This is a genomic window from Agrococcus casei LMG 22410 (assembly GCF_900163565.1).
Classification (GTDB): Bacteria; Actinomycetota; Actinomycetes; order Actinomycetales; family Microbacteriaceae; genus Agrococcus; species Agrococcus casei.
The window spans coordinates 261,215-272,467 of sequence record NZ_FUHU01000020.1 but is presented as its reverse complement, the minus strand read 5'-3'; the positions used below and the strand labels follow the sequence as shown (position 1 = coordinate 272,467).

The following is an 11,253-nucleotide window of genomic DNA, read 5'->3' as shown; positions in this document are numbered from 1 at the left end:
ATCCTTCCAGGCCAGCCCTCTCGGCTAGCCACGCTCGATGTCACCAGTTCCTGCACCAGACCCAACTCATCCCCGCCAACCCGGCAGCACGCTTACGCCTCCCCCAGCCCGACAATCAACGCGAACGCTACCTGACCCGCGACGAAGCATCCCAACTCCTCAACGCGCTCAAAGGTCAGGAGAAAGCGATCGTCGCCATGCTGCTCGGCACCGGCCTCAGATGGGGCGAACTCGCCGGCGCCCACATCGAGCACTACGACCCCAAGACAGCGACGTACAGGGTGACGAAGGTGCACGACGACCACAGCCGCGAACTCCGCGACTACCCCAAAGGCAAGAAGCGCCGCACCGTCCCCATCCCACCCTGGGTACAGAAGGAACTCACCAAGGTCATCGGTAAGCGCCGCAGCGGCCTCATCTTCACCACCACGACTGGAACAGCACTCGACAACGGAAACTTCGTCAAACGGACGCTCACGCCCGCCCTGCTCCACACAGGCATCGAAGACGTCACCCCACACACGTTCAGACACACCTACGCCTCCTGGCTGATCCAAGAAGGCGTATCGCTCGCCGAAGTCGGGAAACTCCTAGGCCACGTCTCCCCGCAAACGACAGCCCGCTACACGCACTTGCTGCAGGAAGCATCGCAGCAAGTGATCGACGCGCTAGCCGATCCGTGGGGCTCGACCGAGAACGATACAGAAATCGGTCAAGTGCGTGGGGCAAACGTGGGGCAGATTCGCGCTACACGACGCTCCGCCACGCTACGCCACTCGAACAGACGAAAGCCCCGTCTCCCCAGCAATAGCAAGGAAATCGGGGCATAACGCTACGCAGCGCATCATCACGCTACAAGGCTCTGTTCAGACTTTTAATCCATTGGTCGCGGGTTCGAGCCCCGCAGGGCCCACTCTGCACATCACGCGTCAGTCGCGCTCGGCGAGCTTCGCCGAGTCGACGATGATCCGAAGCGCCTGCACGTGCCCTTCGAAGGCCTCGCGGCCCATGGCGGTTGCCGAGAACCAGCGCGTGCGCCGCTTGCCCGTGTAGGTCTCCTCCGCCGAGACGTAGCCGACCTCGGCGAGCACCGCGAGGTGGGCCGAGAGGTTGCCGTCGCTGAGGCCGAGGGCCTTCGCGAGCGCCGTGAACCTGATCGACCCCGACTGCGGCAGCCCGTGCAGGGCGGCCTGGATGCGCAGCCGGTTCGAGTCGGTCAGCACCTGGTCAAAGGGCGTGCGCAGCTGGCGGCCGAGCTCGTCTGAGAGCTCGCTGCGGCTCATCTGGTCAGCCACGTCGCACCGTCGCGATCACGCGCGCGAAGCCGACTGCAAGCAGCGGCAGCCCGGCAGCGAGTCCGAACAGCAGCAGCGGCCCGACCGCCTCCTGAAAGCTCGCCACGGCCGCGGCCACGACGCCGATGCCGGCACTGACGGCGTACGGCACGTCCTGCGTCGCAATGGCGTAGAACACCATGCCGACGCTCCACAGTGCGCCGAGCAGCAGCGCGATGTTGACCCAGGTGGCCGGCTGGGCGGCTGCGACGATGAACGGGGATGCGCCCATCAGCACGAACCACCCCGCCTGCATGCGCCCCTCGGTGCCGGTGCGCACCGCTGCGCGCATGGGAGCCCAGCTCAGCGACATGCCGACCATCCACGCGACAACCGCTGCGGCGACGCGCCACCAGCCGTCGAGCAGCTCGAGCGACGAGTAGCCGGCGGCCCATGCGAAGCCCCAGCCGATCAGCGGATATCCGGTGGCGACAGAGCGTCCGCTCGTGCGCGTTCGATCGCGCAGCTCGTCGAGTTCGCGGATGACGCGCTCGGCCTGATCTGAGTCTGAGGACACGGTCAGCATGCTACCCGCGCGAAATTCCTCTGGCCAATACTCCATGCCACAGGGTATCGTGCTCTGTGACACAGAGTATCGGCGTCGAACACCGGGGCCGTGCAACAGATCAGAGCAGATCGAAGGGCAGAACAATGGGTCGTTTCTTCACAAGCGGACTTCTGGCGGGCGTCGTGGCCGCCGTCATCTGGATGGCAGCGGGCCTCTGGGTCGGGCTTCCGCCCGACGCCGTGGGCATGTGGGCGCTGGTGTTCCTCGTGGGCACAGCACTGCTGACCATCCTCGGTGCAACCCTCGGCTCTCGTGCCGGCGACGCCGTCAGCGCACGCACAACCGCAGGCAGCTGAACCTCAGGCTTCGGCGCGCTTCACCATCTCGCTGATCCAGATCGGCGCGAATGGTGAAGTGCAGCCGGGCGCGGTCGGGTAGTCCTTCAGCACCTCGAGCCGCTCGCCGATCGCGAGCGCACGGTCACGGAATTGCGGATGCGCGATGCCGATCTGCGCAAGGGTCGTGTTCATCTCCCACTGCAGACGATCGTGTGCGGTCGACATCTGCGACTCGATCGTGCTGAGCAGCGCGTCGTGGTCGAGGCCGTCGTCGGTGCCCTTCGCGATGCGATGCGCGGTGAGCGCCCACCCGGCGCTTGCGACGACGGGGTCGGTGTCGCGCATCCATCTCTCGCGCAGCGCCTCCATGTGCGGCCCCTTCGTGACGACGTAGCCGATCAGCCAGTCGTGCACCTTGGGAGTGCGGGCCTCGCGCAGCATCGTGTCGAGCTCGTCTGCGGTGAACTCCTTGGGCTTGCAGATGAGCAGCGCGACGAGCCTCGCGGCCGTGTCGTCGGTCGCCCAGAGCTGGCGGGCGAGCTCGGGGTCTCTCTTGAGCGCCTTGGCAACGGCGCGCAGCTTCGTGAGGTTGACGCCGTAGTCGTTGCCGTGCCGCTCGTTGATCGCGCGCGCCTTGGGGTCCTCGAGCTGCGCAAGCTCTTCGAGCGTGCTCGCGACTCGGTCGTCGGTCTGTGGTTCGCTCATGCTGGCATCGTAGCCGTGCCTCAGTCGATGAGACCCTTCTCGCGGGCGACGTGCACTGCGCGCGAGCGGCTCTCGACGTGGAGCTTGGTGAAGATGTGCACGAGGTGGCTCTTGATCGTGGCCTCCGAGACGAAGAGCGCCTTGGCCATGTCGCGGTTCGAGGCGCCTGTGGCCAGCAGCTGCATCACCTCGAGCTCGCGATCGGTCAGGCGCTCGCTGGAGCCGCGCATCCCTGCCATGAGTCGGTTCGTGAGCTCCGGCGGCATGAACATCCCGCCGCGCGACACCGTGCGGATGGCCTCGACGATCGTGGCCGGGTCGACGTCTTTCAGCAGGTAGCCCGAGGCGCCGGCCTCGACGGCTCCGGCGATCTCGGCGTCGCGATCGAAGGTCGTCAGCATGATGACGCCGGGAGCCGGCCGCAGCGCACGCAGCGCCTTTGTCGTCGCGATGCCGTTCATGCCCTCGCCGAGCCGCAGGTCGCACAGCACCACCGCCGGCTGCAGCTGCTCGCTGAGCTTGACGGCCTCTTCTCCGCTCGACGCCTCGCCGGTCACCGCGAGGTCGTCGTATGCCTCGAGCACTGCGCGCAGCCCCGTGCGCACGACGGGGTGGTCGTCCACCAGCAGGATCTCGATGCTCATAGGGCTTCCTCTCGTTGGTTTCCGGCCTCGCCGCTCAGGCGCAGCGGCACATGGGCGCTGAGTGTCGTGCCCTCCCCCGGGCTGCTGACGATGTCGATGCCGCCGCCCAGCTGCACGAGGCGCGATCTGATGAATCCCAGGCCGTAGCCGGCCTCGGCAGTGGGGGTCGACGCCTCCCACTTGGCGACGTCGAAGCCGACGCCGTCATCGACGATGTCGAGGCGCACGACGTCATCCTGGCATGCGAGGGTCACCACGACGCGGTCGGCTCTCGAGTGCTGTGCCGCGTTCGCGAGCGCAGACTGTGCAGCGCGCAGCAAGGCGACTTCGCTCTCGGTGTCGATCGCGGGCATCATGCCCTCCACGCGCAGGTCGGCACGCAGCGTCGACCCCTGCGCCGCGGCTTCGGCGCGAATTCGCCCCACGATGGTCTCTAGTGCGTCTGGCAGCGCGGCCGCCTCGAGCTCTGCCGGAGCCAGCGCCGCGATGATGCGCCGCACATCCGTCAGACTCTCGGTCGCCAGCTGGCCGACGTGTGCAAGGGCCTTCGAGTCGTTGACGTCGACCGCCTTGCCCGCCGCCGCGTGCGACAGCAGCCGGATCGACGAGAGCTGCTGGGCGACGGTGTCGTGCAGGTCGCGTGAGATGCGCGTTCGCTCTTCGCTTGCACCGGCATGCCGCTGAGCGAGCGCGAGTTCGTCCTGCAGGTGCGCGGCCTCGCGCTGCGACCTCGTGAGCGAATCGAGCAGCTGCTCGCGCTCGTGGCCCTCGCGGACGAGCTGGAGGTATCCGCGGGCGATTCCGATTGCGAAGACGCCGCCGATGAGGGGGCCGAGCACGCTTGCGTAGTTGGTGGTGCCGTGGTGGATGAGCGGTGCGATGACGACGACGATGAACACCAGGGCCGAGACCACGAGCGCGCTGGCCATGCCGAGCAGGTAGCCCGCGAGCATCCAGAGCAGGAACGCGACCCAGACGAACTCGGCCGAGACGACGACCGCGAGCCCCCAGACGGCGAGCAGCACCACCCACCACAGCACACGGCGCGACCGCTGCAGGAGGCTCTCGACGAAGATCATGCCGGCGAAGTACCAGGCGAGCATCGCGAGCGCGACCACGCTCGTGGCGAATGGCTCGGCGCCGGTCAGCAGTGCGCGGATCAGGCCGACGGTGACGAGCGCGATCGCGATGAGGTGCTGACCGCCGCGAACGGCGCGCACGACCGGGCGGTCGCTGCGAGAAGGCAGCGGCACGTCGCCCACGCGGGCGCCCTCTGGGTCGGCTTTCGTCACCCTCTGATTGTTGCACTGCCCGGCGGTGCTGCTTTTCTCGGTCGCTCAGCCGATCCGCGACAAATATCGACGCGGCGGCGCCCAGCGACCGAGAAAAGCGCATTGCGGAGGCCAGAACCACCGCATCGCAGCTGCTATCGCTTCGCGGCTTCGACAGGATTCAGGTCAAGGGTGCGCAGCAGCTGCGCATTGAGCGCGACGACCACGGTCGACAGCGACATCAGCACAGCCGCGACGCTCATCGGCAGCATGAACCCGATCGGCGCGAGCACGCCAGCCGCCAGCGGCACCGACAGCAGGTTGTATCCGGCGGCCCACCACAGGTTCTGCAGCATCTTGCGGTAGCTCGCGGCCGAGAGATCGATCACCGAGAGCACACCCCGCGGGTCTGACGAAGCGAGGATCACGCCAGCCGACCCGATCGCGACGTCGGTTCCGGCGCCGATCGCAAGCCCCACATCCGCCCGTGCCAGGGCCGGCGCATCGTTGACGCCGTCGCCCACCATCGCGACCTTGCGGCCATCGGCCTGCAGCTTTGCGACGTGCGACTCCTTGTCTTCGGGTCGCACCTGCGACAGCACGCGGTCGATGCCGAGCTCGCGGCCGACGCTCTCAGCGACAGGAGCCGCGTCGCCCGTGATCATCACCACTTCGACACCGCGCCGATGCAGCGCGTCGACGGCCTCGCGCGACTCGGGGCGAATGGCATCCGCGATGCTCAGCGCTCCCACTGCCTGCCCGTCGACCAGCACGTGCAGCACCGTCGAGTCTCCCCACGCTTCGGTGTCGCCGAGTGGCTGCAGACCGTGCTGCTCGAGCAGGTATGGTCCGCCGACTTCGACGACCGATCCGTCGACGGATGCGCGCACACCGACCGCAGGCGACGACGAGAAGCCAGACGACGCCGGGATGCTGAGGCCGCGCCCCTCGGCAGCCGCGGTGATCGCGCGGGCGAGGGGATGCTCGCTGTCGGCTTCGGCCGCCGCCGCGAGCGCCAGCACCTCGTCGTCACTGCGAGGCTCGATTGCTGCGACGCGCGTGACTTCGGGCTCGCCCTTCGTGAGTGTTCCGGTCTTGTCGAACAGCACGGTGTCGACGGTGCGCATCGATTCGAGGGCGAGGCGATCCTTGACCAGGACGCCGGCTTTGGCCGCGCGCTCCGTCGAGATCGAGACGACGAGCGGAATCGCGAGCCCGAGCGCGTGCGGACACGCGATGACGAGCACCGAGATCGTTCGCACGACGGCATCGTCAGGGCGCCCGAGCAGCAGCCAGACGACAGCGGTGATGACGCCCGCTGCCAGCGCGAACCAGAACAGCCAGCCGGCCGCACGGTCAGCGATGCGCTGCGCCTTCGATGACGACGACTGCGCGTCTGCCACCAGCCGCTGGATTCCGGCGAGGGCGGTCGACTCGCCAACCGCAGTCACGCGCACGCGCACACCCGAGTCGGTCGCGACCGTGCCTGCGACGACCTGCTCGCCCGAACCCCTCCGCACTGCTGCAGACTCGCCCGTGATCATCGACTCGTCGAAGCTCGCCTCGCCTTCGACGATCTCTCCGTCTGCCGGAACGGATGCGCCCGGCCGCACCACGACGACGTCGCCTTCGCGCAGGTCGGCAGGTGCGACGCTCACCGTCTGCTCTCCTTCGACGCGCTCGGCGGTGTCTGGCAGGAGGGCTGCGAGCGAGTCGAGAGCGGATGTGGTCTGGGCGATCGAGCGCATCTCGATCCAGTGGCCGAGCAGCATGATGACGATGAGGAGTGCGAGCTCCCACCACACGTTGAGCTCATGGCTGAGCCAGCCGAGGGTCGAAGCCCAGGACGCGCCGAAAGCGACGGAGATGCCGAGCGCGATGAGCATCATCATTCCGGGCTTGCGAGCCTTCAGCTCGTCGAGCGCACCGGTGAAGAACGGGCGGCCGCCCCAGACGAACATGACGGTGCCGAGCACGGGCGAGATCGACTGCACGAAGATGCTGTCTGGCAGCTCGTAGCCGAGCAGCCCCGCGAACATGCCGTTGAACACGACCACGGGGATCGCGAGCACCAGGTTCACCCAGAACAGGCGGCGGAACATGCCGACGTGGTCGCCGTGGCCGGCGTGGCCAGAGTGATCAGCGTGAGCGCTGTGATCTGCGTGAGCATTGTGGTCGTCGTGGCCCGCGTGCTCGTGAGCGGCGTGCTCATCGTGGTGCTGGTGATCGCTGCTGTGGTTCATGGGTCTCCTTGCCGCCGAGTTTATACCCCTAGGGGGTATCAATCAAGGGTCGTGTCAGAGCCGAGGGATACACTCCCACCATGACTGACGATGCCAATCGCAGCGAAGTGCCGCCAGCTCCGGGCGAAGAGCTCGTGATCGTCGACGGCAAGGTCGCCGCTGACTTTCCTGCAGCACCGGAAGGCGTGCACTGGAGCACCTACGGGCTCGATGTCGCGCCTCCCCCGCCGCCGCGCGGCATCCTGCCCGCCGTCGCCCTCACTGGACTCGTGATCGGCACTTTCCTGCTCGGAGTGTTTCCCGTCGACGCCACGAACTGGCCGACGGCAACGCTCGCAACCTTCGCGAGCATCCATCTGATCCTCGTCGCCGGAGCCCTGGGCTACCGTTCGCGCGCGTTCGCGAGCGTGGCGTTCGGGCTGTCGATCGCGCTCGCGGTGGCCGCGCCGATCGTGCTGCTGGTCACGGCGCTGATCAACTCGACCCCGCAGTCCACGGGCGACCTGGGCGTCATCGGCACCACGTTCGTGCTGTCAAGCATGCTGACCACGATTGCCGCTGTGCTCGCATTCGTTGCTTCGTTCAAACGTCGCGACTGGCCGCGCGGCATGGTAATCACGGCAGCAGCCATGGTCGGGGTCGCCGCGCTCGGCATGCTCGTCTCGAGTGTCATCACGCAGGCCTTGCAGGGCGTCAGCGCCGATGTGTCCGCGGGCTTCCACGCCTACTGGATCACGGCCGTGCAGCTGCTGGTGCTTCCCGTCTCGGCGACCCTCGTCGGCATTCGCAACCCGAAGTTCAAGCTCATCGCGGCAGCCCTGCTCGTGCTCACCGTGCCGCCGATTCTGGTGCCGATTCCGATCGGATTCACGCTCACCCATCTGGCTGTGCCGCTGCCGTTCATCGGCGCCGCCGTCGCCGCCGTGTTCTCGGCTCGCAGATTCACCGAGACCACCCACTACGGCGATCCCGATCGTAGACTGAGCACATGACTGTCTACGAAGGCGTGACCATCCTGCCCTTTCGCCTGAACGGCGAAGTCCGTCAGCCCGAGATCCACGAGAGCGCGACCCTGATGCCAGGCTCATTCGCATCCGGTGCCGTCTCGATCGCCGAAGGCGTCTCGCTGTGGCCCAGCGCATCCGTGCGCGGCGACTCCGACGAGATCTCGATCGGCGCGAACTCGAATGTGCAAGACAACTGCTCGCTGCACGCCGACCCGGGCTCGCCCTGCCGCGTCGGCAGCGGCGTCTCGATCGGCCACAACGCCGTCGTGCACGGCTGCACTGTCGAAGACGACGTGCTGATCGGCATGAGCGCAACCGTCATGAACGCCGCGGTCGTCGGCACGGGCTCGCTCGTGGCTGCAGGTGCGCTGATCACCGAGGGCACCGTGATTCCGCCGAACTCGCTGGTCGCTGGCGTGCCCGGCAAGGTGCGACGCGAGACGACAGAAGAAGAGCGCGAGGCGATCCGTGAGAATGCCCGCCGCTACAGCGAGCGCCCCGCGAACTACGAGGTCTGAGCCGGCGCCACGGCGTGCGGCGGCCGCTGCGTGTTCGCGGTCGGAGCAGCCGGGTCGGTCTCGAGCTGCACGATGCGGTTGTCGGCGTCGACGTGCACGATGTGCGGCACGAGCGCGCGGGCCTCGGCGTCGTCGAACTGGCCGTAGGCGATCACGATGAGCAGGTCGCCGACCTGGCCGAGGCGGGCTGCGGCTCCGTTGAGGCCGATGACGCCCGACCCGCGCTCACCGGCGATCGTGTAGGTCTCGAAGCGAGCGCCGTTGTTGACGTTGACGATCGAGACGAGCTCGCCAGGAAGAATGTCGGATGCGTCGAGCAGGTCGAGATCGACGGTCAGCGACCCGACGTAGTGCAGGTCGGAGTGCGTCACCGTGGCACGGTGGATCTTCGACTTGAACATGGTGCGCTGCATTGAATACTCCCCAGGATTGCGGCCACGCCATTGTACTCGCTGGCAGAACTGCCAGTTGGCGCGGCCGCATCCGGGCGAACGAGTGCCGCTAGCGCGTGCTTCGCTCAGCAGCCGTCACGATGTTGTGCAGCAGCATGACTCGCGTCATGAGGCCGACTCCGCCGGGCACCGGCGACAGGTAGCCTGCGACCTCGGCGACACCCGGGTCGACGTCACCGACGAGCTTCGCCTTGCCGTTCGGGCCGACCGGTCCGCGCGTGATTCCGACGTCGAACACGGCTGCGCCAGGCTTCACCATGTCAGCCGTGACGAGGCCGGGGCGACCTGTTGCGGCGACCACCACATCCGCCTCCCTGACCGTCGCGACGAGGTCACGGGTCTGCGAGTGCGCGAGCACGACGGTCGCGTCGACGCCGCGGCGCGTGAGCAGCAGCCCGAGCGGGCGACCCACAGTCAGGCCGCGACCGACGACGGCAACGTGCTTGCCAGCCAGCTCGATGCCCGAGCGCTGCGCCATCTGCACGACACCGTGGGGCGTCGCGGGCAGCGGAGTCTCGAGCTGCCCCGAGACGCCGAGCACGAGCTTGCCGAGGTTGAACGGGTGCAGGCCGTCGGCGTCCTTGCCCGGATCCATCAGCTCGAGCATCGCCTCTTCGTTGTGCCCGACCGGCAGCGGAAGCTGGATGATGAACCCGGTGATGTCTCGCGCACTGTTGAAGTCCTCGATCGCCTTGCGCACATCCGCCGTCGATGCGCCACTGGGCAGATCGACGCGCACCGACTCGATGCCGAGCTCTTCTGCGTCGCGGTGCTTTCCGTTGACATAGGCGACGGATGCGGGGTCGTCTCCGACCTGCAGGGTCGCCATCTTGGGGTGCACACCGAGTCCGCCGAGGGCATCGACGCGGTCTTTCAGCTCAGCCTTGATCTCGGCCGCGATGGCCTTGCCAGAGAGGATCTGCGCTGTCATCAGGCTCCCAGCGTGGGGTAGAGCGGGAATGCGTCAGCCAGCTTGCGCACACGCTCGCGCAGTGCGGGCAGGTCGGCGTTCGGCAGCAGCGCGAGGGCGATGACGTCGGAGACCTCGGTGAACTCCTCGTCGGCGAAGCCGCGGGTCGCGAGCGCCGGGGTGCCGATGCGCAGACCGCTGGTGACCATCGGAGGTCGCGGGTCGTTCGGCACGGCGTTGCGGTTCACGGTGATGCCGACCTCGTGCAGCACGTCTTCTGCCTGCTTGCCGTCGATCTCGGCGTCTCGCAGGTCGACGAGCACGAGGTGCACGTCGGTGCCGTTCGAGCGAACCGCGATGCCTGCCTGCTTGACGTCATCAGCCTGCAGACGGTCGGCGAGGATGGTCGCGCCGCGCAGGGTGCGCTCCTGGCGCTCCTTGAACTCGTCGGAAGCCGCGAGCTTGAACGCTGTCGCCTTGGCAGCGATCACGTGCATGAGCGGGCCGCCCTGCTGGCCCGGGAACACTGCCGAGTTGAGCTTCTTGGCGACATCGGCGTCGTTGGTGAGGATGAAGCCCGAGCGGGGGCCGCCGATGGTCTTGTGCACGGTCGACGACACGACGTGCGCGTGGGGAACGGGGTTGGGGTGCAGGCCTGCTGCGACGAGTCCGGCGAAGTGCGCCATGTCGACCCAGAGGTATGCGCCGACCTCGTCAGCGATCGCGCGGAATGCCTCGAAGTCAAGCTGACGCGGGTACGCGCTCCAGCCGGCGACGATGACCTTGGGCTTGTGCTCGAGTGCGAGCGCACGCACCTCGTTCATGTCGACGCGGCTGGTCTCGTCGTTCACACCGTAGGCGACGATGTTGTAGAGGCGGCCCGAGAAGTTGATCTTCATGCCGTGCGTCAGGTGGCCGCCGTGGTCGAGAGAGAGACCGAGCAGGGTGTCGCCGGGGCGTGCGATCGCGTGCATGACAGCGGCGTTCGCGGTTGCGCCCGAGTGGGGCTGCACGTTGGCGTACTCAGCGCCGAAGAGCGACTTCGCGCGCTCGATGGCGAGCGACTCGGCGACGTCGACGTACTCGCAGCCACCGTAGTAGCGGCGGCCGGGGTAGCCCTCCGCGTACTTGTTCGTGAGCACGCTTCCGGCGGCTTCGAGCACTGCTGTGGGCACGAAGTTCTCGCTGGCGATCATCTCGAGGTACTCGCGCTGGCGGTTGAGCTCGTTCTCAAGCACCTCGGCGATCTCGGGGTCGACCGTGGCAAGCGGCTCATTGAACGTGGAAGGCAGGCGATCAGACATTGACTACTCCTTGCGGATC

The 11,253-nt window shown here is 67.4% G+C and carries 13 protein-coding genes; 4 read left to right on the top strand and 9 right to left on the bottom strand.

The genetic code is table 11. The features are described from left to right. Positions 1-830, top strand: an 830-nt coding sequence (locus CZ674_RS04270; protein ID WP_143244627.1) for a tyrosine-type recombinase/integrase, incomplete at its 5' end; no start/stop codon positions are given. 99 nt (positions 831-929) lie between these two features. Here CZ674_RS04270 and CZ674_RS04265 read toward each other — a convergent pair. After that, a complete protein-coding gene (locus CZ674_RS04265) occupies positions 930-1,295 on the bottom strand; it encodes a transcriptional regulator (protein ID WP_086991280.1) in 366 nt (121 codons plus the stop codon). Further along, positions 1,288-1,851 carry a hypothetical protein gene (locus tag CZ674_RS04260; RefSeq protein WP_143244626.1) on the bottom strand — a complete coding sequence of 188 codons (564 nt, stop codon included), beginning with the start codon at positions 1,849-1,851 and terminating at the stop codon, positions 1,288-1,290. The genes CZ674_RS04265 and CZ674_RS04260 overlap by 8 nt, the downstream gene beginning before the upstream one ends. A 134-nt stretch (positions 1,852-1,985) precedes the next feature. Here CZ674_RS04260 and CZ674_RS04255 point away from each other — a divergent pair, with 134 nt between their 5' ends. After that, positions 1,986-2,198 (top strand): hypothetical protein, encoded by a 213-nt coding sequence (locus CZ674_RS04255; RefSeq protein ID WP_086991278.1) that lies wholly within the window; start codon positions 1,986-1,988, stop codon positions 2,196-2,198. A gap of 3 nt (positions 2,199-2,201) precedes the next feature. On the opposite strand, the gene CZ674_RS04250 is transcribed toward CZ674_RS04255, so the two are convergent. The 4 genes from CZ674_RS04250 to CZ674_RS04235 all read right to left on the bottom strand — a co-directional run bounded on the left by CZ674_RS04250 (position 2,202) and on the right by CZ674_RS04235 (position 7,043). Next, positions 2,202-2,885, bottom strand: coding sequence for a DNA alkylation repair protein (locus CZ674_RS04250; RefSeq protein WP_086991277.1), 684 nt, complete (start codon positions 2,883-2,885; stop codon positions 2,202-2,204). A gap of 20 nt (positions 2,886-2,905) precedes the next feature. Then, positions 2,906-3,529 (bottom strand): response regulator, encoded by a 624-nt coding sequence (locus CZ674_RS04245; RefSeq protein WP_086991276.1) that lies wholly within the window; start codon positions 3,527-3,529, stop codon positions 2,906-2,908. Beyond that, positions 3,526-4,821, bottom strand: coding sequence for a sensor histidine kinase (locus CZ674_RS04240; protein ID WP_234988415.1), 1,296 nt, complete (start codon positions 4,819-4,821; stop codon positions 3,526-3,528). The genes CZ674_RS04245 and CZ674_RS04240 overlap by 4 nt, the downstream gene beginning before the upstream one ends. Positions 4,822-4,955: 134 nt before the next feature. Beyond that, positions 4,956-7,043 (bottom strand): copper-translocating P-type ATPase, encoded by a 2,088-nt coding sequence (locus CZ674_RS04235; protein ID WP_086991275.1) that lies wholly within the window; start codon positions 7,041-7,043, stop codon positions 4,956-4,958. Positions 7,044-7,123: 80 nt separating this feature from the next. Between CZ674_RS04235 and CZ674_RS04230 the strand changes: the two genes are divergently transcribed. Both CZ674_RS04230 and CZ674_RS04225 read left to right on the top strand, forming a co-directional pair. Then, on the top strand, positions 7,124-8,035 hold the full coding sequence (locus CZ674_RS04230) for a hypothetical protein (protein WP_086991274.1): 912 nt from the start codon (positions 7,124-7,126) through the stop codon (positions 8,033-8,035). Continuing rightward, entirely contained in the window at positions 8,032-8,568 is a 537-nt protein-coding gene (locus tag CZ674_RS04225; protein ID WP_086991273.1) for a gamma carbonic anhydrase family protein, read from the top strand. Before CZ674_RS04230 ends, CZ674_RS04225 begins: the two co-directional genes overlap by 4 nt. Here CZ674_RS04225 and panD read toward each other — a convergent pair. The 3 genes from panD to glyA all read right to left on the bottom strand — a co-directional run bounded on the left by panD (position 8,556) and on the right by glyA (position 11,234). Beyond that, the gene (gene panD, locus CZ674_RS04220) at positions 8,556-8,981 is read right to left on the bottom strand and encodes an aspartate 1-decarboxylase (protein WP_086991272.1); all 426 of its coding nucleotides are present in this window, start codon (positions 8,979-8,981) and stop codon (positions 8,556-8,558) included. The two genes, CZ674_RS04225 and panD, sit on opposite strands and share 13 nt — an antisense overlap. An 88-nt stretch (positions 8,982-9,069) precedes the next feature. Beyond that, positions 9,070-9,951, bottom strand: coding sequence for a bifunctional 5,10-methylenetetrahydrofolate dehydrogenase/5,10-methenyltetrahydrofolate cyclohydrolase (locus CZ674_RS04215; protein ID WP_086991271.1), 882 nt, complete (start codon positions 9,949-9,951; stop codon positions 9,070-9,072). Next, positions 9,951-11,234 (bottom strand): serine hydroxymethyltransferase, encoded by a 1,284-nt coding sequence (glyA, locus tag CZ674_RS04210; RefSeq protein ID WP_086991270.1) that lies wholly within the window; start codon positions 11,232-11,234, stop codon positions 9,951-9,953. Before glyA ends, CZ674_RS04215 begins: the two co-directional genes overlap by 1 nt. Positions 11,235-11,253 lie beyond the last annotated feature (19 nt).